The sequence below is a fragment of the Pontibacillus marinus BH030004 = DSM 16465 genome (assembly GCF_000425225.1).
GTDB lineage: Bacteria > Bacillota > Bacilli > Bacillales > BH030062 > Pontibacillus > Pontibacillus marinus.
In genome coordinates this window covers 89,384-113,307 of the sequence record NZ_KE384333.1, presented here as the reverse complement: position 1 = coordinate 113,307, position 23,924 = coordinate 89,384, and the positions used below count along the sequence as shown (strand labels likewise).

At 40.0% G+C, this 23,924-nt stretch carries 21 protein-coding genes; 13 read left to right on the top strand and 8 right to left on the bottom strand.

What is annotated here, in order from left to right; all coding sequences use genetic code 11:
- The coding region (locus H514_RS24860) for a CsxC family protein (RefSeq protein WP_051255235.1) at positions 1–992 on the bottom strand (992 nt) is incomplete at its 3' end.
- 241 nt (positions 993–1,233) lie between these two features.
- Between H514_RS24860 and H514_RS0119270 the strand changes: the two genes are divergently transcribed.
- Positions 1,234–2,313: a lipocalin family protein gene (locus H514_RS0119270; RefSeq protein ID WP_027448437.1), complete on the top strand. Its 1,080-nt coding sequence runs from the start codon at positions 1,234–1,236 to the stop codon at positions 2,311–2,313.
- Between the two features lie 47 nt (positions 2,314–2,360).
- On the opposite strand, the gene iadA is transcribed toward H514_RS0119270, so the two are convergent.
- From iadA to H514_RS0119255, 3 genes are all read right to left on the bottom strand, one after another.
- Entirely contained in the window at positions 2,361–3,530 is a 1,170-nt protein-coding gene (gene iadA / locus H514_RS0119265; protein WP_027448436.1) for a beta-aspartyl-peptidase, read from the bottom strand.
- Positions 3,531–3,658: 128 nt separating this feature from the next.
- Positions 3,659–4,456, bottom strand: a complete 798-nt coding sequence (locus H514_RS0119260; protein WP_027448435.1) for a LysM peptidoglycan-binding domain-containing protein — start codon at positions 4,454–4,456, stop codon at positions 3,659–3,661.
- Positions 4,457–4,540: 84 nt separating this feature from the next.
- Positions 4,541–5,770: a molybdopterin-dependent oxidoreductase gene (locus H514_RS0119255; protein WP_036841854.1), complete on the bottom strand. Its 1,230-nt coding sequence runs from the start codon at positions 5,768–5,770 to the stop codon at positions 4,541–4,543.
- Between the two features lie 249 nt (positions 5,771–6,019).
- Here H514_RS0119255 and H514_RS0119250 point away from each other — a divergent pair, with 249 nt between their 5' ends.
- From H514_RS0119250 to H514_RS0119215, 8 genes are all read left to right on the top strand, one after another.
- On the top strand, positions 6,020–6,454 hold the full coding sequence (locus tag H514_RS0119250) for a universal stress protein (protein WP_027448433.1): 435 nt from the start codon (positions 6,020–6,022) through the stop codon (positions 6,452–6,454).
- 124 nt (positions 6,455–6,578) lie between these two features.
- Positions 6,579–7,607, top strand: a complete 1,029-nt coding sequence (locus H514_RS0119245) for a PspC domain-containing protein (protein WP_027448432.1) — start codon at positions 6,579–6,581, stop codon at positions 7,605–7,607.
- A 143-nt stretch (positions 7,608–7,750) separates the two neighbouring features.
- Positions 7,751–9,115, top strand: coding sequence for a sigma-54 interaction domain-containing protein (locus H514_RS0119240; protein WP_027448431.1), 1,365 nt, complete (start codon positions 7,751–7,753; stop codon positions 9,113–9,115).
- A gap of 218 nt (positions 9,116–9,333) precedes the next feature.
- Positions 9,334–10,029 carry a CoA transferase subunit A gene (locus H514_RS0119235; RefSeq protein ID WP_027448430.1) on the top strand — a complete coding sequence of 232 codons (696 nt, stop codon included), beginning with the start codon at positions 9,334–9,336 and terminating at the stop codon, positions 10,027–10,029.
- A 15-nt stretch (positions 10,030–10,044) separates the two neighbouring features.
- Positions 10,045–10,719, top strand: coding sequence for a 3-oxoacid CoA-transferase subunit B (locus tag H514_RS0119230; protein ID WP_027448429.1), 675 nt, complete (start codon positions 10,045–10,047; stop codon positions 10,717–10,719).
- Between the two features lie 19 nt (positions 10,720–10,738).
- Complete coding sequence (locus tag H514_RS0119225) at positions 10,739–11,515, top strand: 3-hydroxybutyrate dehydrogenase (protein WP_027448428.1); 777 nt, start codon at positions 10,739–10,741, stop codon at positions 11,513–11,515.
- Positions 11,516–11,533: 18 nt separating this feature from the next.
- Complete coding sequence (locus H514_RS0119220) at positions 11,534–12,712, top strand: thiolase family protein (RefSeq protein WP_027448427.1); 1,179 nt, start codon at positions 11,534–11,536, stop codon at positions 12,710–12,712.
- Positions 12,713–12,758: 46 nt separating this feature from the next.
- Entirely contained in the window at positions 12,759–14,042 is a 1,284-nt protein-coding gene (locus H514_RS0119215; RefSeq protein ID WP_027448426.1) for a GntP family permease, read from the top strand.
- A gap of 93 nt (positions 14,043–14,135) precedes the next feature.
- Here H514_RS0119215 and H514_RS0119210 read toward each other — a convergent pair whose 3' ends face one another.
- Both H514_RS0119210 and H514_RS23530 read right to left on the bottom strand, forming a co-directional pair.
- Positions 14,136–15,122: a Gfo/Idh/MocA family protein gene (locus H514_RS0119210; RefSeq protein ID WP_027448425.1), complete on the bottom strand. Its 987-nt coding sequence runs from the start codon at positions 15,120–15,122 to the stop codon at positions 14,136–14,138.
- A 182-nt stretch (positions 15,123–15,304) separates the two neighbouring features.
- Complete coding sequence (locus tag H514_RS23530; protein WP_051255234.1) at positions 15,305–15,622, bottom strand: hypothetical protein; 318 nt, start codon at positions 15,620–15,622, stop codon at positions 15,305–15,307.
- Between the two features lie 334 nt (positions 15,623–15,956).
- Between H514_RS23530 and aldA the strand changes: the two genes are divergently transcribed.
- On the top strand, positions 15,957–17,396 hold the full coding sequence (aldA, locus tag H514_RS0119200; RefSeq protein WP_027448424.1) for an aldehyde dehydrogenase: 1,440 nt from the start codon (positions 15,957–15,959) through the stop codon (positions 17,394–17,396).
- Between the two features lie 229 nt (positions 17,397–17,625).
- Here the strand turns inward: aldA and H514_RS0119190 are convergent, their stop codons facing one another.
- Positions 17,626–18,396: a helix-turn-helix domain-containing protein gene (locus H514_RS0119190; protein ID WP_027448423.1), complete on the bottom strand. Its 771-nt coding sequence runs from the start codon at positions 18,394–18,396 to the stop codon at positions 17,626–17,628.
- Positions 18,397–18,555: 159 nt separating this feature from the next.
- Here H514_RS0119190 and H514_RS0119185 point away from each other — a divergent pair, with 159 nt between their 5' ends.
- The 3 genes from H514_RS0119185 (at position 18,556) to H514_RS23520 (ending at position 22,432) form a co-directional block, all read left to right on the top strand.
- The gene (locus H514_RS0119185) at positions 18,556–19,689 is read left to right on the top strand and encodes a mandelate racemase/muconate lactonizing enzyme family protein (protein ID WP_027448422.1); all 1,134 of its coding nucleotides are present in this window, start codon (positions 18,556–18,558) and stop codon (positions 19,687–19,689) included.
- 36 nt (positions 19,690–19,725) lie between these two features.
- Positions 19,726–20,892 carry an iron-containing alcohol dehydrogenase gene (locus tag H514_RS23525; protein WP_051255233.1) on the top strand — a complete coding sequence of 389 codons (1,167 nt, stop codon included), beginning with the start codon at positions 19,726–19,728 and terminating at the stop codon, positions 20,890–20,892.
- A gap of 145 nt (positions 20,893–21,037) precedes the next feature.
- Positions 21,038–22,432 carry an alkaline phosphatase gene (locus H514_RS23520; RefSeq protein WP_036841857.1) on the top strand — a complete coding sequence of 465 codons (1,395 nt, stop codon included), beginning with the start codon at positions 21,038–21,040 and terminating at the stop codon, positions 22,430–22,432.
- Between the two features lie 90 nt (positions 22,433–22,522).
- Here the strand turns inward: H514_RS23520 and H514_RS0119170 are convergent, their stop codons facing one another.
- Positions 22,523–23,728 carry a S8 family peptidase gene (locus tag H514_RS0119170; protein ID WP_027448421.1) on the bottom strand — a complete coding sequence of 402 codons (1,206 nt, stop codon included), beginning with the start codon at positions 23,726–23,728 and terminating at the stop codon, positions 22,523–22,525.
- Positions 23,729–23,924 lie beyond the last annotated feature (196 nt).

Below are 23,924 nucleotides of genomic sequence, written 5' to 3'. Positions count from 1 at the left end.
GGTCCAGTAGGTCCAGTCGGTCCGGTAGGTCCCGTAGGTCCGGTAGGTCCAGTCGGCCCAGTAGGTCCAGTGGCTCCAGTAGGTCCAGTGGCTCCAGTAGGTCCGGTCGGCCCAGTAGGTCCAGTGGCTCCAGTAGGTCCGGTAGGCCCAGTAGGTCCAGTGGCTCCAGTAGGTCCAGTCGGCCCGGTAGGTCCCGTAGGTCCAGTTGGCCCAGTAGGTCCAGTCGGCCCAGTCACTCCAGCTCCAGGTCCAGTAGGTCCAGTCGGCCCTGTAATTCCTCCAAGTGGAACTTGCTGCTTTTGAAGTAACTTAAGCGTAAAACATACACTCATCTTTTCTACAACGTTTCTGAAAACTCCTTCAAATTCTGGTCCACCTTGTATAGGCCTTCTATCTGTAGAAGCATCCATTTCAATAATGTTACTCGATAGAAGATCACAATAAGGAATTTCATTATAGAATTGTTGACTACCTTGGTTGAATTGAGAGATATCTTGAGATTGATAATGATCTTTTTCAGGATAACCTTTAGGCAAAGATTGAGAGACTCTAAAGTTGAACTCTTTACGTTCATCAAAATGAATGTCTAAAGGACGTGTTATAAAGTCTTTTATCTCAGTTACACACGTAAACGGGACATCCACGGTGAATGAACGATAATCTGAATCAACGCATTTGTTAGAAAGCCCCCTACCAACCGGTGTAACATATTGAATGTTTTTTCTTACATACCCTTTAATATATAGCTGATTACTAGGTACAAGTAAACGACATTGCACAAGTTCGATTTGTTTCTTTACATCTTTGATTTCTAAGACATCTTCTGGAAAGGTTACTTTGGCTTCTAGGTCCGTACATACTTCAACCTCTGCTAAGACAACAGGTATTTTAGCAATTTGTGCATCTGGATTTACATCTGGTGTTATAGGTCTATTGCGACAATTGCTAAGAGAGGCTGGTTGTTGACATGGCTTGTTCTCTTCGTTACTCATCACATCACTCCCTTTCATTTTTTGAGAACACGATATCCTATGCTCCGCAATGAAAGGGGGATTGGACGTATAATAGAAGACTAGTGCGGAAATTCGTTATGAGGTAAGTATTTGACTGGAGAGTAAGATAAATAATAGCTCAATAAAATATAAGGGAATTATGACTCATCTTCACCCCGTTCATTCCCATTTTGGATTGTTTATGCATACCTTGCTATAAAACTGTAAGGTGTGTTCAAAAATGAATGAAAATTTTTTTGAGAAGATATCACTTCCGAAAGATACAGGACCTCACCGAAAGTCAAATATTGAGTGGTGGTATAATTACGCGTATCTTACTGGAGATCAGGGTGGCCAATATGCTGTAATGGCTTCTTTTTTTAGAGTGGGAGAAACGGAATGTAGTAAAGGTCACTATCTCATTTTCACATTAATTGATTTGAACAATAAAACAAAGCAGAACTATTCTATAATAGATTCAAAGCTAAAGCATAACATGATCGCTATGTATCTACCGTTTTACTTATTATTAAACCCAAAAGATGTGCAAATATGGGATCTATATAAAGACCTTCTACTAGGTCAGGTTCCACCCCCTCATTCTCAAATGGATAAAGCATCCATACAACAAAATCCTACTAAATTGATATATGGGGACAATGAATTAACGTTTATGGGGGAAAATGAAGATCGTTTTAAAATGCATTTAACAGATAAGGACTTTGAGATTGATCTAAATTTTAGATCTTTGAAACCTATCTCTTTAATTGGGGGAGATGGAAAACCAGATGATTTATATTACTATTCTTTTACTAGGAACCATGTCGAAGGACAAATTCAAACACATAGTGGAATAGAAAATGTGGAAGGTGTAGGTTGGTTTGATCATCAGTGGGGGCGAGACTATGGACTGATAAAAGGTGCAGGTTGGGACTGGTTTGGTCTGCAGCTTGAGGATGGTCGGGAACTCCTTTTAAATCAGATGCGCTCTGGGAAAGAAACTTTTTCCCCCATGGCTAACATAATTGAAAAGGATGGTTCAGTCCGTTTTACAAGAAACATTTCTTTTATCGAAATAAACTTTTGGAGAAGCTTCCAAACAAACGCTCGTTATCCAATAGAGTGGAAGATCAAGATACCTGAGTTTTCAATGGACCTCCATGTTATGGCACACTTTCCAAAACAGGAAATGCCTATTATTGGACCACTTCAAGCAATTTGGGAAGGGGTTTGTGAAGTTTCAGGGACAGAGGTTACATCAAATGAAGGCAATAAAGAGATACAGGGGAGAGGGTTTATGGAATTGGTAGGATATGCTTAAAAACTAGGTACCTTCAAAGAGAAGGTGCCTAGTATATGAGAATGGATTTACTCGAATGTACCATTTACAATCGCTTCTCCATCCTTGACCATCATTTGGCCAGATGAAATAACTGTGTGAATAGAAAGGTCTTGTTGATCTAATAAGATAAGATCAGCGTCATATCCTTCTTTTATTTCACCTTTATTGTTTAAACCAAGAATGGAAGCAGGGTTACGTGTGATTGTTTTTAAAGCATCCGTAATATCAATTTCTTCTTCATGAATAGCTTCTATAAATGCTTCATATAGAGAACGAACACGGCCGACTTTTAGACCGATTAATCGCCCGTTATGATCAAAATCAGGAAGGCTTCCTTGCGCATCAGATGTAAAGGTGATTTGTTCAATAGGCACTCCTGCTTCTAACATAAGACGTAATGCCTTAGCACTTTTTACTTCTCCCTCTTCTATAAAAGTTGGAATGGTGCTTGTTGTGAAGTCAACATAGCCTCCGCGTTTTGCATATTCGATCCCTTTTTCAAATAGCTTACGATTTCGGTTGATATGAGTAGGGTAGAATTGGGTGATTGGAATATCAGTCTGCTCAATGACTTGGTCAATTAATTGAAGTTTGTCTGGACTGTCACCAACATGAACATTTACGATCCCGCTTTTACCAGAGAGCATTCCTCCAACTCTAGCTTGTGAGGCAATTCGAGCAAGTTCGTCTACAGTTGGCTGCGATGATCGATGGTCAGCTATGGCAATTTCACCTGCGCCAATGATTAGATCAATTAGCATAATATCATCTTCAATTTTCCCGGTTAGTGTTCTAACCGGAACTTGATAGGAGCCTGTATGGATATAAGTTGTGATGCCTTCTTCTCTCAGAGCTCGAGCTTTGGCAACTAAATTTGTCATTGTCCTCGTTGTACCATCCGTTCCGATAACTCCCACAACAGTAGTAACGCCACTTGTTGTTGCATCACTCAACATGAGCTCCGGCGTTCTTGAGCGAAAACTGCCTTCGCCTCCACCTCCTGTAATATGTACATGGCCATCTATAAAACCAGGTGTAAGAACCTTTCCTGTTCCATCGATGTATTGAATCCATTCCAATTCTTGAAGGTTAATCTGATCAGCTACTTTAGCAATACGACGGTCTGTTATGAGGACATCTTTTTTTCCTATGTAATCTGGAGTGTAAACCTCGGTGTTTTTAATAAGCGTTATCATGGTGGAAGCCTCCTATTTTTATCTTGTTTTATAGATTATCATAACAATCATATATGATGAAGATGATCTACTTTTGGTTTTGACTTGTATATATTTCGTAACTAAAAAATCCCTGATTAAAGGGATTTTTAGAAAAATACAGGAATCTGTACTAAGTCTTGAATACTTCCATCCTTTGCACTTCTTGTGTAAACCCACAATTCTCCAGTTTTTGTAGTAGGAGAATCATCAAATTCAATAGCCATTGAAAAAGAGCCATATGAAGGAGCACCTGCTGAAGTCTGTATTGGAGCTTCGTTTTTCACAACTTGATTTGCATCATCCACAATTCGGTAAAGAATCGTTCCTTCAAAAGCACGTGCATACCCCTTAAGCAGTTGCCCTGACTGAATGGAGGTTCCGGGGAATGGACGGAATACCACGATGTTAACCGATGATGGTAATGGAATAATTAAGCGGTAACCAGGATAAATTACGTCTGGAGAAAGGCCAGGACGAGCACGGTTGGCTTCCATCAAAGTGCTGAGAGATAGACCAAACCTCTGTGCAATTTTATAAAGAGTATCTCCTTGCTCCACCTCGTAAATAAATGCTGGAACCAATAATTGCTGAGATGGATAAATCATATTAGGGTCATCAACTTGCGGGTTTATGCCTTGTAGTAAATCAACACTTGTATCATAACGATAGGCATATTGATAAAGTCTATCTCCTTGGCTTACGATTTGTTGTACTTGGTTTTTTCCGGGTTTTGTCAAAATTAAAACCTGACCAGGAAATATGAGCCCTGGATCTGTGATAGGAGGATAGATCGCATTTGACTGTACGATATCCTGTATGTTGCCTCCTGTTCTACTAGCAATGGAATAGAGTGTATCACCCGATTCCACTGAATATATCAGGTGCGTACTATCCACGATAGTCATTTTCACCACTCCTAACCTTTAATATCGACTCTTATTAAAGTATTCGTGGAGGATTAAAGTGGTGAAAGTGAATCGTCATCCCCCCTACACCCAAGCATCCTTCTCATAGCCTCTTTGCTCCCAATAGCCGGTATGCTCATGATCAATCAATTCAATTCTGTTCAACCATTTGACTGATTTATAGGCATACATTTTTGGAACAATAAGCCTAACTGGTCCACCATTACGGTTCTCAATAAGCTCTCCATCCATAAGCATGGCTACCATGACATCTTCCCTCATAGCTTGGTCGATCGTTAGAGTATCTGTATAAACGCCATCCTGAGAATACAACTTCACATATTTCGCATCACTTTTAATCTCTGCTTGATCTAATAAGTCTTTTAACTTCATACCTTCCCAAGTTACATCGTAGACACTCCAGCCCGTTACACAATGAAAGTCTGATACTTGCACATTTCGCTTAAGGTCCAAGAACTCTTTCCAGTTCCATGATTGAGGATTATGAACGAAGCCATCTATTTTAAATGAGAAATTTTCATCATTCACTTCAGGCATAGATGTGACTGAATAATAACGAAATGTTCCACTTCTCCCTCCACCAATTGGAGGGGTAGAGTGAGGTGATGGTTTTGGCATTGGTGTAAATAGCTCAGTCATTGGTAATGGTGAAGGTGTTCGAGAGGCCGTTGGTGTACTCAAGTATGGTTTTGCCCATTGGTAAATAAATGGGGTGAAAACCACCGTAATGGCTGCTCCCGTTCCTCTTCGTAAAAATGCCCGACGGTTCATGATTGGATTCCATTTTTCGATTACAGGTCGTTCTTCCTGGAGTTTTTGGCGACGACGTTTTTCTTTAGCTTTAAACCACTGACTACGAGTTATGCTGTGGTAGATTAGGTAAGGAACTCCAATCCATGTCATGACATCATGAACAATAAGAGCAGCCGAACTGACTCTAGGACTAAAGCTTCGGTGGTAGGTGAGTAGTAATCCGGAAAGTATAAGAGCGATTAGAACAAATAGAACAAAATATAAATTTAATCGATTGGCTTTTCGCTTACGTAATGATTGTAAGTGGCGTACCAACTTAGGGCCGTATAATAGGATAGGAAGGATGCTTACAAAGCCAATCCAAATATGCCAATCTTTCACCCAAATACGGACTTGGGGAAGCCACTGTCGGAATTCGGGAGAAACAAGAATTAAACCGGTTAGAGCAAGGAAGGTAAATAAAATAGCATTCCAGTGGTGAATTTGTTTTAGCTTAAGCATTAGCTTTTTTTGGCGCTTAAAAAAAATACTTTTATCCATCCGAGTCACTCCTTTATTGCTGGGTGAACTTAGTTTCACAATATCATGAACCCCCATGATGGTGATATTTATTTAGCTTATAAATGTGTAATCATATAAAGGTATATGAAGAAATAGAGGGTATGGAATCTCTCAATCTATGAAGGATTGTCAAAATCTGTTCGATTACACCCCTCTAAAAAATCTCTAATCTATGATAAAATAGAATCATAGAAAAGGATGTCACTATTCAAGAATGGAGGGATCATCATGAAAAAGAAGATCCTCGTAGCTTATGATGGTAGTGATTTAAGTAAAAAAGCTGTGAAAGAAGCGGAAAGACATGTTCTTGAATCAGCAGAAACCGCCGTTCATGTAATTTCTGTGGTGAAGCCAACTGGACCCGTCACAAATGCTAATGTGACCCGTCAAATTGGTGATGAACTGAAGAAACAATATGAAGAAGATATGGCAAGGATTAAAAAAGAGATTGAGGCAGATGGGGTTATTGTCACAACGGATGTTATTGTAGGAGAGCCAGAACAAAACCCTGCAATAAGCATTACAAATTATGCTGAAGAACATGACATGGATCTAATTATCGTCGGAAGCCGTGGACTTGGAAATGTGAAAAAGCTTTTCCTTGGTAGTGTCAGCAACAATGTTGTGCAACATGCGAAATGTCCAGTTCTAGTTATTAAATAGTTTATAAGTCGAATCAAGGTGTTCCTCTAAATAGGGGGAACACCTTTTTTAATAGAGTTTTTACTAAAATATTGTATAATAGTATGAGTTTAGACGTAGGGAAAATATTAAGTGGAGGTGTAAAGTGGGATATAAAGAACCATTAGTACGTTCCAATGAATTAGAAGGAGCCTGGCTTTTTGGAATTTGCGCAGGATTATCTAGAAGGTATAAATGGCTTGATTTAACTTATTTAAGAGGATTCTTCTTATTTTGCCTTCTGTTCGGTGGGGCTAGTTTGTACTTATACATATTATTAATACTATTAATTCCTCATGCATCAAACCCTGGTAAGATGAATAAAAGTTTGGAAGTTATTTTAAAAGTGTTGGGAAGGCTTATTGTGAGGATTGCTCTTGGGCTTACTATAGCCTTTATTTATGTTGGCATAGGTGTTTCGTTAGTCAGTAGTTTATCTCATTTTACCGCTCTTTCTATGATTATAGCTGCTATTTGGATTATCGGGGCATTTCCATTAATTATGTTTACCCCAGCAAAGTATGCATTGATTGTGACAGCAGCTGCGGGTCTTGCTGATATAGGTAGAGGTGTTGCAGAGGAGTTAGGGGGAGATGTTGCTTCTGAAGCAGCGGCAACAGTCGTAGAAGACGATGAACTCCTTACTGAAGGTTTTCAAGAATTAGAAGCTGAAAGTCCGATCGAGCAAAGCTCATTAACAGAGGATGTATTCAGTTCTCAAGAGGAACAACCAATAGTAGAACAAGAAACGATTCATACTGTATTACAAGAAAATGATCAACAGGATTGGATTAACCAGATGTTTGCTGAAAATGGAGAAAGTGATCTTGCCTCGTCTGAACAGCCCTATCAATCTGACCTAGACCAAGATGGCATGGATGATTCCATCATCCCACCAGATGTAGATGGGGATGGCATGAGAGAAGGAGTTACGGATCAGAAGTTAGACTATGATGGAGATGGGCTCGATGACCGTGAATATGGTGTCGATGCAGATGGTGATGGGTTGCGTGATGGTGAACTGGATCCTTCTGTAGATTCAGATCAGGATGGAATTTCGGATGATATTATCCCAGCAGATAATGACGGGGATGGCCTTCGAAATAACGAATTGAATAGGTATTTAAATCAATAAAAAGAATTTATTTAAGTGTAAAACTCCCTTTAAAAGGGAGTTTTTTAATGACTATAATTTCTAAACTCTATATGACACATCTTACAACTCATGATAGACTTCAATTTAGAATAATGAAATCGTTACCATAGGAGCGTGCCCTCATGCGAGAGATTATTGAAAACCACAGACATGACTTATTTGACACCTTTTTTGAGAGTGGGAACTTTTGCATTGTTATCGTGGATCAGGTTGGTTTTATTTCGTATATGAATGAAAGTTATTGTAGATTCTTAAATGTTGAAAAATCAAACGTTATTGGAAAGCACGTGTCTGACGTGATTGAGAACTCCCGTATGCATATCGTCACGCAAACTGGAGAAGAAGAAATTGCAGATCTTCAATACATTCGTGGTAGCTATATGATTGCGAACCGTGTCCCTCTCCGTTCAGAAGGGAAGATCGTAGGAGCACTTGGGATGGTGCTCTTTCGTGATACTGAAGAATGGTTGAAGATGAATAGTCACATTCGGGATCTCCTGCTAGAATTGAAAGCTTATCGATCCCAACTTGATCAACCCAACGGTGCTACTTACTCCCTTCATCATATAATAAGCCGATCACCAGAATTGGAGCGATTAAAGAATAAAGTGAAAAAAATTGCACCAGGTGATGTGTCGGTACTTCTTAGAGGGGAAAGTGGCACAGGAAAAGAGTTATTCGCACATAGTATTCATCATCTCAGTGAACGTAGTACCAAGCCTTTTGTTAAAGTGAATTGTGCTGCCATTCCTGAACACCTTTTAGAATCAGAGCTTTTCGGCTATCAGGAAGGTGCTTTTACAGGTGCGAAAAAAGGTGGGAAACCTGGGAAATTTCAATTGGCAGATGGGGGCACATTGTTTTTAGATGAGATTGGTGATATGCCACTGAATGCTCAGGTAAAAATTCTCCGTGTTTTACAAGAAGGGGAAGTCGAAGCTGTAGGAGCAACAAAACCACAAAAGGTTGATGTCCGAATCATTGCTTCCACACACCAGCCATTAGAAGAATTGATTCAAACACAACACTTTCGAGAGGATTTGTTTTATCGAATTAATGTTGTTCAATTCCGAATCCCTTCTCTTCGTGAGCGTAAAGAAGATATTCCTCTATTATCAAAATCTTTACTTCACAAAGTGACGGAACGAATCGGTAAACGCGTAACTGACTTTGATAAAGATGTGTATGAGAGCCTGAAGCTGTACCACTGGCCTGGTAATATACGGGAATTGGAAAATGTGATTGAATCTGCCGTCCATTTGACAAGTACAGAGTTCATTAGCATAGAAGACCTCCCTGATCACATTCAACCGAACCCTTATTTAGGGGGGGCAGATGAGAGTCTAAAAGAAATTATAGAGCGGACAGAAAAGCAAGCCATAGAACGAGCTATTAAGAAAGCAGATGGAGATAAGACTAAGGCTGCAGCACAATTAGGAATAGGGAAAACAAGTCTTTATGACAAAGTGAAAAAGTATGGATTATAGCCATTCCGGAAAATCGGAAAACCATTCCGACATTCTGGAATGGTTCTTTTTTGCCTCTATATGTAAGGGTTTACATCGCTAAAATATTAGTATATATCGTTATTTCCGGAGTTTCGGAATAGATTAATCTGTTTCGCTTAATCAAAATACCACCAAGAAAGCGTTTTCTTAGTTGGCATGATTTTTGCAAGTGACAAGGTGAAGGGAGTGGAAGATGGATGAAAGACATTTATACATCATTTCAAGAAGCAGTAAGAGATATAGAGGATTATTCCACAATTATGGTGGGAGGATTTGGACTAGTAGGAATTCCGGAAAATTTAATTCTTGCTTTAGTTGAATCAAATGCGAAACATTTAACGGTAATTTCAAATAACTGTGGCGTAGATGACTGGGGACTTGGGTTACTACTCCAAAATAAACAGATTGATAAAATGATCGGATCTTATGTAGGTGAAAATAAAGAATTTGAACGTCAGGTGATTGAAGGTGAACTTGAAGTAGAACTTGTACCTCAAGGAACACTAGCAGAACGTATTCGAGCGGGAGGCGCTGGTATCCCTGCCTTTTATACTCCAGCTGGCGTTGGTACTCCAATCGCAGAAGGAAAAGAAGTTCGAACATTTGATGGGAAAGAATACCTTCTTCAAACAGGCTTAACAGCTGACTACAGCCTTGTAAGAGCAGCTAAAGGTGACAAACACGGAAACCTTATTTATAACAAAACAGCACGTAATTTTAACCCAATGATGGCAGCTGCAGGTGCAACGACCATTGCAGAGGTTGAAAAGTTAGTAGAGCCAGGGACATTGGACCCGGATCACATTCATACACCAGGGATTTATGTACAGAGTTTAATCGAGGGTCAACAAGAAAAACGTATCGAGCGTTTAACGCTAGCGAAACAAGCTTAATAGGAGGAGATCAACATGGCAGTTAATTTAGATAAAGCAACAGTTCGTGAAAAGATTGCAAGACGAGCTGAACAAGAAATTGAAAGCGGTTTCTATGTAAACCTTGGGATTGGAATGCCGACGATGGTAGCGAACTACATTCAGCCAGATAAGCAAGTGGTGCTTCAATCTGAGAATGGTTTGCTAGGGATTGGACGTTCTCCATATGAGGATGAAGTTGATCCAGACCTTATAAATGCCGGTAAAGAAACCGTAACGGCTTCTGTTGGAGCATCTTATTGTGATAGTGCTGAATCATTTGGCATGATTCGCGGCGAGCACTTAGATCTAGCCATTTTAGGCGGAATGGAAGTCTCTGAAACTGGTAATCTAGCTAACTGGATGATCCCAGGAAAAATGATTAAAGGGATGGGGGGCGCCATGGATATTGTTCATGGTTCTAAAAAAGTTGTCATCATCATGGACCATGTAAACAAATATGGTGAACCAAAAATCTTAAAAGAATGTTCGCTACCGTTAACAGGTAAGGGTGTTGTTAATCGCATTATCACAGATCGTGCTGTGATTGACGTGAAAGAGGGCGGACTTGAGTTAGTAGAAGTTGGAGAAGGTTGGACGATTGATGAAATTAAAGATTGCACGGGAGCGGGATTAAAGGTACATGAGGATCTTTACGAAACTAAGCAATAACGTTTAGGGGGATATGAGAATGGTTGAAAACAAAGTTGTATTCATAACCGGTTCCGCAAGCGGGATTGGTTATGAAATTGGTGTGGAGTTTGCTGAGAAAGGCGCGAAAGTTGCGTTTAGTGATATTCAAGAGGACAAAGTACAGGAAGTTACAGATCGCCTGAAAAATATGGGCTATGACTGTATCGGCTTAAAATGTGATGTTACGAAGGAAGAAGACATTCAACACGCAATTGATAAAACAGTAGAGCACTATGGGCGTCTAGATGTCTTGATTAATAACGCAGGATTGCAGCACGTTTCTGCGATTGAAGACTTTCCCACGGAGAAATTTGAGTTCATGACCAAAATAATGCTTACTGCACCATTTATCGCTACAAAGCTCGCTTTTCCAATCATGAAAAAGCAAGGCTTTGGACGAATCATTAATATGGCATCGATCAATGGGTTGATTGGTTTTGCAGGAAAAGCAGCTTATAACAGTTCAAAGCACGGTGTGATTGGTCTTACTAAAGTTTCTGCGCTAGAAGGTGCGGAGCATGGCATTACAGTCAATGCGATCTGCCCTGGTTATGTAGATACACCACTTGTACGTAATCAACTTGAGGATTTAGCGAAGAACCGTGACGTTTCTTTAGAGAAAGTGCTTGAAGATGTCATCTATCCGTTAGTTCCACAAAGACGTTTATTATCCGTGAAAGAGATCGCGGATTATACAGCCTTCATATCAAGTGATAGTGCAAAAGGCGTTACAGGTCAGGCGGTCGTCTTGGATGGCGGTTACACAGCTCAATAAAGAAAGGGGAAACTCAACATGACGAACGTTTATATTTTAGAAGGAGCTCGCACACCTTTTGGTAGTTTTGGTGGTGCTTTAAAAGATGTTGATCCAACTCAGCTAGGCGTAACAGCAAGTAAAGAAGCGATTCAACGAAGCGGGGTGAATGCATCAGATCTTGACTTTTCTGTACTAGGTAATGTCATTCATTCAACGAAGAATGCTCCTTACTTGGCGCGACACGTGGCATTGCAGTCTGGACTTGATATTGAGAGCCCAGCGCTTGCCGTCAATCGCCTATGCGGTTCGGGACTCCAATCGGTCGTATCAGCAGCTCAATCGATCATGCTTGGAGAAGGTAAGGCAGCACTAGCTGGTGGAGTAGATAGTATGAGTCTAGCTCCTTACGCATTACGAGGTAGTCGATTTGGCACAAAACTCGGTACACCACAAGTGGATGATATGCTCTGGGCAGCATTAACAGATGAGTATATTGGTGAAGGTATGGGGGTTACGGGAGAAAATCTAGCTGACAAATATGAGGTTTCTCGTGAAGACCAAGACGCATACGCTGCACAGAGCCATCAAAGGGCTGCAACTGCAAGAGAGAGTGGAAAGTTTGCCGAAGAGATTGCTCCTGTTGAAGTGAAGTCTCGAAAAGGTACAAAAGTAATCGATACAGATGAGCATATTCGTGAAGATACAACTCCTGAAACATTAGCGAATCTGAAGCCTGCTTTCAAAAAAGATGGAACTGTAACGGGTGGAAATGCTAGTGGGATCAACGATGGCGCTGGGGCTGTTGTTTTAGCTGATGAAGACTTTGTTCAAGAAAAAGGTCTAAACCCTCTAGCTAAAATTGTTTCCTGGGGTGTAGCAGGGGTTGACCCATCCATTATGGGCATTGGCCCTGTGCCAGCGATTAAAACGGCTCTAGCTAAAGCAAATCTATCATTAGACGATATGGATCTTATTGAAGTGAATGAGGCATTTGCTTCTCAATATCTATCAGTAGAAAAAGAATTAGGTCTAGATCGAGATAAAGTGAATATGAACGGAGGTGCGATTGCGCTTGGTCACCCAGTAGGGGCGAGTGGTACACGCGTTCTCTACACGCTCGTTAAAGAGTTGAAACGTAGAGGTGAGCGTTACGGTGTAGCTTCACTTTGTATCGGAGGTGGTCAGGGAATCGCCATGGTTGTAGAAGTACAGTAAGTTCTAAAAATCATCTTGAACGAACATAAATACAGGGGGAAAAAACATGTTTGGTATATTACTAGGACTTGTTGTCCTAATGGTACTAGCTTATTTAGGCTGGTCCATTATCTGGATTGCACCGATCTCAGCAGGGGTCGTTGCTCTTACAGGTGGATTGGATTTATTAGAAGCTTATAAAGATACGTATATGGGTGGATTTGTTTCATTCGCAAAGTCATGGTTCCCAGTATTCATGCTTGGTGCCATTTTTGGTAAGTTAATGGAAGACACAGGCATGGCTCGATCAGTAGCCGTGGCTATGACAAAAGTTATTGGAACACAGCGTGCTATTCTGGGAGTACTTGCTTCCGCAGCCGTTTTAACATATGGAGGAGTTAGTTTATTCGTTGTGGTATTCGCGGTTTATCCATTAGCCATTTCTCTTTTCCGTGAAGCAAACATAAGTCGTAAGCTTATCCCAGCAACCGTAGCACTAGGTGCGTTTACGTTTACAATGACAGCGCTGCCAGGTACGCCTCAGATTCAAAACCTGATTCCGATGGAGTATTTCAAAACAACTCCAACAGCAGCACCAGCAATGGGAATAATCGCTGCGATCATCATGGCTGTTGGCGGCTATCTATATCTACGTTGGCAAGAGAAGAAATTGAAAGCAAATGGTGAAGTGTTTACAGAGCCAAAAGATACTTCAAATTTGAAAGTGGACGACAAGGTGCCGCACTGGCTATTATCTTTCTTACCACTTTTAACAGTGCTCATTACATTAAATGTGTTTGAATTAGATGTCATTACTGCGCTTATCTTAGGAATTTTACTTATCATGGTGTTAAATATCTCAAAATTCAAACGCTTTGTTACTGCGATTAATAGTGGTGCGAGTGGTTCCGTTATTGCGATTATTAATACAAGTGCCGCAGTTGGGTTCGGTACAGTTGTACGTGCTGTTCCAGGTTTCGAAAAATTAACAGAACTATTAATGGGCGTAAAAGGTCACCCATTAATTTCAGAAGCGATCTCAGTTAACATTCTTGCCGGAGCGACAGGCTCTGCATCAGGTGGTATGGGAATCGCACTAGAAGCTCTTGGTGATAAGTACTATGAAATTGCTATGAATACAGGTGTGAGTCCAGAAGCCTTCCACCGTGTTGCATCCTTATCTTCAGGTGGACTGGATGTACTGCCTCACAACGGAGCAGTTCTTACTTTATTTGCAATCACAGGTATGACGCACAAAGACAGCTATAAAGATATATTTGTAGTTGGTGTGCTTATTCCAATTATCGCTCTTGCGTTTGTGATTTTGCTTACCGCTATTGGGATTATATAAGTTGAAATGAACCAGGTTACCAGTTATAGGTGATCTGGTTTTTATTACATAACCACAAAAAAGTGTGAGGGTCATCCCTCACACTTTAAACGATTATTTACGATCAGCTTCATATACTAGCCCAAACTGTTTCCTAGCCTCTTCCATAACAAGGCTGGTTTGTAGGGAGCGCTCCCATGTGTTCACGCTAGACTCTTGCTCACCGTTTTGTACCAAGCTAACAAGCTCATGAACTTCATAAGCCATTGGGGGAAGGGAGGTTTCAACTGAAATGTCTTCAGTAGAGCCATCTTTCCAATGTACCTTAACTTCAGTTGGTTCTCCCATATGATTAAATACAATCGTGCCATCTTCTCCTTGAATTTCACATGGCACATATGACGTACTAATTTTAGAATGAGATACGACAGCTTCCATTTCTGAATAAGATGCAAGAACGGTTCCTTCACCATCCACACCTGAAGATAGCATTACTGCATTTGCCTTCACAGTGTTAGGTTTTCCAAACAACGTTATCATTGGATACAACCCATATATGCCTAAATCCATAAGGGATCCGTTTGAAAACTTAGGATTAAAGGCATTCAAGACTTCCCCGCGGCGATAAGCGTCATATCGAGAGGAGTATTTTGAAAACTGTACAGCGTAACGTCGAATGGTGCCAATACGCTTCATGTATTGTTGGATTTGCTGGAAGTTTGGTAAAAAGGTCGTTTTCATGGCTTCCATTAAGGTAACGCCATTGCGTTTAGCGGCATCAATCATTGTTTGAACTTCTGATGAGTTAGAAGCAATAGGTTTTTCGCACAACACATGCTTACCATGATCCATCAAGAGTACAGATTGTTCCACGTGAAACGAATTTGGACTTGCAATATAGACTGCATCAATTTCTTCGCTTTTGGCTAGTTCTTCTATACTTGTGTATGTTAGATGAATGTCGTATTGTTTTGCGAAAGATTTTGCCTTTTCTTCCGTTCGAGAATATACAGCACGAAGCTCAAAACCTTCTACATGTTTAGCTGCATGTAACATTTCTTCGGTTATGCTATTAGTTCCGATAATTCCAAATCGAACCACATTATTCACTCCAAGTTCTAGTATTATTTACGCCATTATTTTAACAGAATTCACAAATAAGAGGAGAGTAGGGAACCAAGCCGGTTCACCTTATCTTTTAGTAGATCTTTGCCTCACGTTTATTAACTGCAAACAAACCCGGGCTGTAATGTTTACAGCCCGGGTTTGTTGATTTTATTAAGTTACCAGCCCATCATTCCATTTCTAGTTTGTTGGTCCTGTCCATAGTTATGTGGCATTTGATCAAAATAATCCTCGTTGTGTTCAGGTTGGCGTTGTCCACCATCCCCATGACAATCCCTGAACATTTGTTCAAAATCTTCATCTTCAAAATTCGGATGCATGTCCTTCATAATGGGGAGCATTTCTTCAAAGTTAAATGGATGTAAGAAGTTGAAATCTGCTGTATTACCTTCATTTTCACTACCATGTGCAAAAGCTGAAGTTGCAATACCTACTACTAATACGGCTGTAAATAAGCTAGCAATTCGTTTTTTCATACTCTCAACTCCTTTCTCTTTCTACCTTTATTATAAACCTTTTTTAAGATGCTTCTTCACCTATTCTTTAAACGTTTTGTGAACCTTTAGGGGTATTAGTAATTTTTAATATTTTAGGGGGAGATGCGATAAGCGTAGGAAGATATATAGCATATATGTAGTGTATAAAGTTAGGGTAAGGAAGCCATTAAATAAGAAAAATGAATAAAGCTGCTACTGAAATAATGTATAAATAGTTGAAGGAAAAGGTTATGTAACATTATAGAAGAACTCTTTACAATTAGATTTAAACAGATACGGCAATATAAAAAGCAAATCAAAGAGGTGGGTACACATGAAAACCTATCAACTATATAAAAACGGTGAATTTACAAAAAGCTCAAACCAGGAAATGATGGACGTTACATCTCCAGCAAACGGTGATGTTGTTGCACAGGTTCCTGCTGGTACAAAAGAAGATGTAGAGCATGTTGTTCAAAGTGCTAATGAAGCATTTAAGTCTTGGAAGAAGCTCCCTTCTATAGAACGGGCTTCTTATATTAATAACTTAGTAGAACTATTGAATGATGAAGAAAACCAATCCCTCATTGGGCATGCTATTGCGAGTGAAATGGGGAAACCATTGAATAGCGCAAAAGGTGAGGTTGGAGCTGCAGCAGCTATTGCAGATTACCAACGTCAGTGGGCGCGTCGCATAGAAGGGGACGTTGTTGATCCAGATACGAGTAATGAAAAGATCTTAATTACGAAAGAACCAATTGGTACAGTGCTTTGCATTGTTCCTTGGAACTTCCCAATTTATGTTCTAACACGTAAACTAGTGCCTGCTCTATTAGCAGGTAACACAGTAGTCATTAAACCAAGTGTGAAATCTCCAACATCTGCTCTAGAATATGCGAAACTATTCGAGAAAGCTGGATTTCCTAAAGGAGTCGTAAACGTTATTACCGGTGAAGATGAAGAAATAGGCGATGAGTTAACAGGATCGGAAGGCGTAAGCATGGTTACCTTTACTGGGAGTACAGCTGTAGGAAAACGAGTTGCAGCCCAAGCAGCAAGTCATGTTGCACGAACTTCCCTAGAGTTAGGTGGGAAAGCGCCAGCGATCGTGATGGATGATGCAGACCTTGATTTAGCTGTAGAAGCGATTGCAAGTGGTCGCTTAGCAAATAGTGGCCAGATTTGTAATAATACAGAGCGTGTTTATGTACACAACTCTGTTAAAGATAAGCTGACCGAAAAATTGAAAAAAGCATTTGAATCATTTGAAGTAGGAGATGGACTTGAGAACCCTGACATTACCATGGGGCCTCTTGTGACAGAAAATGATGGTCGCCGTGTTCATAAGATTGTTCAAAAATCTCTAGACCAAGGCGCTAAGGTGTTAACAGGTGGAGATTTCATCAAGGGCATGCCTCAAAGCTTCTATCCACCAACACTACTCGATAACTGTACGCAAGATATGGATGTTGTACGTGAAGAAGTATTTGGTCCTGTCCTACCAATTGTCACTTTTGAAACAATCGATGAAGCAATTGAGATGGCAAATGATACGATTTATGGCTTAACATCTAACGTTTATACAAACCATTATCCATCTGTCATGCGTTTTACAAGCGAAATTGAATCTGGTGAGGTGTATGTAAACCGTCAGCAAGGAGAAGCATTCCAAGGCTATCACACAGGTTGGAAGCAATCTGGTATTGGTGGAGATGATGGGAAATATGGGTTTGAAGCATTCTTGCAAAAGAAAACTGTTTATTTGAGTTATTAAACACGGAATCCCTTGTTATGCCTTGTTGGCGTGACAGGGGATTTTTTACATGACTTGTGTATCGCTCATAAAAGCAGGAAAACCGATCGTAAATGAAGCCTTTGCGCTCGAAAAAGCTGCAAATCGCCCGCAAGTGAAGCTGACCCGCTCGTAAATTCATCACAGCAGCCCGAAAACAGTGCTCGCCCGCCCGCAAATCACCCCAAACCGCTCATAACCTTAGCATGAATCATTTTCGATGCTTCTTCCGAAATTCAGAAGGCGTGACCCCAACCTTTTTCTTAAAGATTCGACTAAAATAAAATCCATTCTGATACCCAATGCTCTCAGCAATATCCTCCATAGTTTTATCTGTCTCCAGCAAATACTTGCGAGCTTTTCGCATGCGTAGAGAAGTTAAGTAATCCATCGGCTTTACCCCTATTGCTTTATAGAAGCGTCGAGAAAATTGGACATCACTTAATCCAAGCTCGGGTGTAATCTCCTTAATAGAAATGGGTTCATCTGATCTCTCTTGCATCATCTTCAAAGCCTCTACAATCAATGGATCATGTACGGTATCGATCTCACTAATCTCTGGTTTATGGTGTTCAATATCATACATCCAGAACATATCTAGTAATAAGTCAGCCTTAAATTCATTGATATGAGAAGTTTCTAAAAACGCAAAACGTTGAAGATACTCATACGTTGTTCTTAACCTATCTTTATTCTTAATTGGGATAATACCAGGTAACATCTGAAATGAATCAGGTGGAGTAAAACGTATGAAGTGAAACTTGAGTGATCCCTCCGTGTACCTGTTCATTGGTATATTTGGGGGACAAATTAATATATCCCCAAAAGAAGCAGTCCCTTTTTCATCTCCTAATTGGTAATGGAGGGTTCCTTCCTCTATACAAAAAACAGACCATTCCTCATAAATATCTTGTGATAAAGAAAAGTATTCTAAAGGGTTCCAATATGTATGTTGATGAATCGTTATCGATTGTGAATGCAAACCAAATCCTTCTTTCTGAAAAAAAGTATATATTTATGTGAGGTTCGTGCATGTTTTTTCCTTCATAGTTCTTTTAACATACCATTATAAACGACAAAAAAACGGATATCCATTAATGATTGTTTTAGATAAATAACACAAACTGAAAGGGTTGAGATGATGAAAATTACATCGATTGAAATCAAACAATATGCAATGCCGCTAGACCCACCATTTAAAGCGGCATGGGACCCGGCCCCTCGAAAAAAATTCGCGACAACACTTGTTTTTGTTCATACAGATGAAGGCATTACAGGTGTAGGTTCAGGGGACTTAATGTTTGGCTTCCAAGGACATGAGCATCTCTTTATTGGCCAGGATCCATTTGATATCGAGCGCCACAATAAGGTGTTAGATAATATTGATTTCCACTACGGACGTTGTTGGCCACTTGATTTAGCATTATGGGACCTTATGGGTAAGGCAACGGGTAAACCTGTAGCTGAACTTGTCGGGGGTAAGCAAAAGAAACTTTATGCTTACGCTTCTAATGGTGAGATTGTATCTCCTGAAGTACGTGCAGAGCGTGCTCAACGTTTTATTGAAGAAGGCTATAAAGCAATGAAAATCCGTTTCCATCACGACGATGTACGAGATGACATAAAAGTAATTGAAGAAGTTCGTAAAGCTGTTGGAAACAAAATTGAGATCATGGTTGATGCGAACCAAGGATGGAAGATGCCGTGGGATGTTGAGCGTACATGGGATCTAAAGAAAGCATATCAAGTTTCTAAAGAGCTTGAACAGCTTAATGTTTTCTGGTTAGAAGAACCTTTACCGCATGAGCAGTTTGATGAAATGAAACGTCTTCGTGAAATGTCTGGAATTCGTATTGCAGGTGGAGAAATGAACCGCAGATGGCATGATTTTCGTGAAATGGCCAACCGTGGATCTCTTGATGTCTATCAGCCAGACGTTGCTCTTTCAGGTGGTATTACAGGTGTTAAGAAAATCGCTGAATATGTCCAAGCAAACGGAGCTTGGTTCAGCCCTCACACGTGGAGTAACGGAATAGGCGTATTAGCGAACCTACATCTAGCCGCTGGTGTCAGTGATTGTCCTTACTTAGAGTTCCCATACGATCCTCCAACATGGACAATTGACCGTCGTGACTATATCCAGAAAGAAAAGCTATCTGTAGATGCTGATGGATTTGTTCACGTACCACAAAAGCCTGGTTTAGGAATTGAACTTGACGAAGAAGCATTGAAGAAATACGAAATTAACAGTGCCTATGTAGGTGAAAAACAATAACCAATCAAAGTATTGAAAAAGAGAGGAGGAGACGTGATGATTCCTTATCAATTTCAACTGCGCACAGCTGTACACGTTGGAGCTAATAAATCAGCAGAAGTAGGAGAAATTGTAGCTTCACGTACAACAGCAAAAAAAGCCATTATCGTAAGCGATGCCTTTCTAGTTAAATCGGGATTAACACAACCTATTGAAAAAAGCCTAATAGATAAAGGTTATGAGGTTCATATCTTTGATAATGTGCAAAGCAATCCAACTATGGCAGAAATCGATGAAGTGGCTCAAATGATTCGTGATACCAATAGTGATGTTGTACTTGGTGTTGGAGGAGGATCACCTCTAGATGTTGCCAAAACAGCAGCCATGGTTGCTGGTGGAGAGGATTCTGTTTCGAATTACGCCCTAGGGGCAAATCCTTTTCCAGAGAAAAAGGTAAATGTGGTTGGTATTCCAACGACAGCTGGTACAGGAGCTGAAGTAACCAGTACGGTCATATTTTCAGATGAAAAGCATCGTAAGTTATGGGGGTGGGATGCTTTAATGGCACCAGAAATCGCTATTCTTGATCCATCCTTAACGGTTAAACTTCCTCCACATTTAACTGCAGCAACAGGGTTGGATGCTATTGTGCATGCAATTGAGGCAGCAACGAGTCAAAATACAAACCCATTTATTCAGGGTATGGCCATGCAGGCGATTCGCTTACTATCAAATGATTTACCTATTGCATTAGAAAAGCCTGAAAATCTCCAAGCTCGTGAAAATCTATTAGTTGGAGCAGCTCTTGCTGGTGTTGCCATTGAACATGGAGGTACAGGGCTTGCTCATAACATTGGCCACGCCCTTAGTACAGTGGACGGACTCCATCACGGGCGTGCAGTAGCTATTGCACTTTATCATATCTATGATTATAATCTTGATTCAGATTATGAAACAGTTTTTGCTGATATAGCCAGAGCATTAGGGGCAAAAGATACTTTAGTAAATGAAAATGAGCTTGCTCGAGAAGGTGCACGGTTATATCGTGCATTAGTGGATTCTTCGCCATTAGCTTTAAAACTTGATGGGGTAGAGCGAGATCGTTATCATACTGAAGTACTTATAAGTACACTCTCTTCTGAAAACAGTCCAATGAGGAAGAACAATTGTAGAATTCCGACTGATGTTGAAATGGAACAGTTGGTCATGAAATTAACAAGTTAATAGGTAGAGATAAAAAGGAAAAGCAGGCCACCATTGCTTTTCTTTTTTTTAATATTTCATTAATATTTATTAACCCTTCTCTAAAACTCTATCAATAATCGAACTTTATGATGAAGTTGTATTAGATAAATAAGGAGGATTTATAATGTTTAGCAAAAAAGCGTCGTTAAAAGTTCTATCAATTGCTACAGCTGCTTCTATTGCAATAGGAAGTTTTGCAGGATTGAACACTTCTGCTGAAAAAGCGGATAAGCTAAAAGAGAATAATAGAGAAATTAAGAATGTTATTTTCTTAATTGGAGATGGAATGGGTCCAGCATATACAACAGCTTATCGTTATCTCAAGGATGATCCATCCACTCCTAAGATGGAGGCGACAGGCTTTGATCCATACCTTGTGGGGATGCAAAAAACAAACCCCGAGGATCCTGAAGAAAACATAACAGACTCCGCTGCTGCAGGAACCTCAATGTCTGCAGGTATTAAAACCTATAATGGTGCTATTGCAGTAGACAATGATAAATCCAAAGTTAAAACGGTTTTAGAGCAAGCGAAAGAAAACGGAAAAGCAACAGGTTTAGTTGCAACGTCTCAAGTTAACCACGCCACTCCTGCTGCTTTTGGCTCACATAATGAAGATCGTCATAACTATAATGAAATCGCAGATGATTATTTCGACCTTAAAGTGGGTGGAGAACATCAGATCGATGTCATTCTTGGCGGAGGAACGAAGTATTTTGATCGTGAAGACCGCGATTTAACGAAAGAGTTCCAAGAGGATGGTTATAGTTACGTTACCAATAAAGAAGAGCTTGTGAATGATGATAACGAACAAGTTCTTGGTCTATTCGCTAAAAAAGGTCTTCCAAAAATGATTGATCGTACGAAAGAAATACCTTCTCTTGAAGAAATGACGAACAGTGCACTTGAACGTTTGAATAAAGATAAGGATGGCTTCTTCCTAATGGTAGAAGGTAGCCAAATTGACTGGGCTGGTCATGGAAATGATGTCGTTGGTGCTATGAGTGAAATGAAAGATTTTGAAAAAGCATTCAATACAGCCATTGAATTTGCTAAAAAAGACAAGCACACGCTTGTTGTAGCTACAGCTGATCACTCAACAGGTGGTTTAAGCATAGGGCGTGATGGGCCTTACAAATTTAACCCACAAGCGATTAATGATGTGAAAAGAACTCCGGAGTTTATGGCTTCTGAAATCGAAGAAGGCGGCGAAGTTAAGGAAGTATTAAATAAGTACACAGAGTTTGAAATCACAGAAGAAGAAGTTCAACAAGTTGAAAAGGCTAAAGAGAAGCTATCTGAAGATAAATACGCTCTAACTGATGCTATTGCAGAAGTGTTTAATGTACGTGCTCGTGCAGGTTGGACAACAGGTGGTCACACAGGTGTAGATGTTCAAGTATTTGCTTATGGACCAGGAAAAGAGATGTTTACTGGGCTTACAGATAATACAGATCAGGCGAAAAGTATCTTTAATATTCTTGAAAAAGGAAAAAGTACAAAAGAGAAAAACAAATAATTAATTTGATAGACCTCGGTATTATTAAACTGGGGTCTTTTAATTTCAAAAAAAGACTGCCCTAGAGGACAGTCTTTTTTGAAATTAGGGTTAGTATTGAACAGCATCATAAGAATTGATTCTGCCGTGTTCGAAATAAGAGCCAGTACCGGAGATCTCATCTGCAGTCTGTTCAATAGCCTGTCTGATTTCAGAGTTACTACGACCTTGTGCAGCTAAAAGACCTGCTAGTCCAGCTACATGAGGAGAAGCCATAGATGTTCCAGACATGTACGCATAACCATTGTTCGGTACTGTAGAAGCAATATCTACACCAGGGGCAGTCACATCTACCCATGTACCATAGTTAGAGAAAGAAGCTACCTGATCGTTCTGATCAACAGCACCTACTGCAATAACATTGCTATAAGAAGCAGGTTCAAATGTTGTAGATACACCATCATTTCCAGCAGCTGCTACAAGTGTAGAACCGCTATTCCATGCATAGTTTACAGCATTCTGTAAAGTTGTTGTACTACAGTCACATCCTAGTGAAAGGTTAATGACCTCAGCACCAACATCCGCAGAATACGTAATGGCATCAGCGATATCATCTAGTGATCCACTACCATTTTGATCTAGTGCTCGCACAGCAATAATTTCTGTGTTTGGAGCCATACCCGCAATTCCTGTGGAGTTGTTTGTTTCTGCAGCGGCAATACCCGCAACATGCGTACCATGATTATTTAAGTCCATTGGATAATAATCATTATCCACGAAATCGTAGCCTCTAAGCGTTTTCCCGTCTAAATCTGGGTGGTAATAGTCAACACCGGTATCAATGACAGCAATTTCTTGTGAACTGCTTCCTCGTGTAATATCCCAAGCATAGTTTGTATATGTGTTTTGTGGGCCATATTGATAGCCTTGATAGTAAGTATCATTAGGAGTCCAAGCTACATCAAAAATATAGTTCGGTTCAGCATAATCAACTAAAGGGTTTTTACTCAGTGCTTTTACAACTGCTTCAACATTTCCAACTTTTAAAACGTCAAAGCTAGATTTAACTGCATCGTTATCAGGGATCAGGTTTGCACCTACATTTTCAAGTACCTTTTCTTTGGCCTTTGATTTCACATCGTCCTTAAATTTAACAAGGACTTCACCTTTTACAAATGCACCTTTTTCTTGCTGAACGTTAATATCACCAATCTTCTTCGGTTCTTTGACGTCATCATTAGATGCAGCATCTGCAAATACTGGGGAGACCATCATGGAAACAGCTAAAGATAAACTAGCAAACTTCTTAAACTTCATAAAAATATTCCTCCTTTAATAGATTTAATGTCATATTAGGCTAAATCCAAGGATTTTCCTACCTCTTTTGTTTGGGAAAACAGAGCGTTTTCAGGATAGATAAATATGTATGATCTACCTTGCTTTGTGAAAAAAGATCAAACTAGAGTACCTAAATGGTAGATTTTAAAGAAAACATAGGATATATAGACTAGGT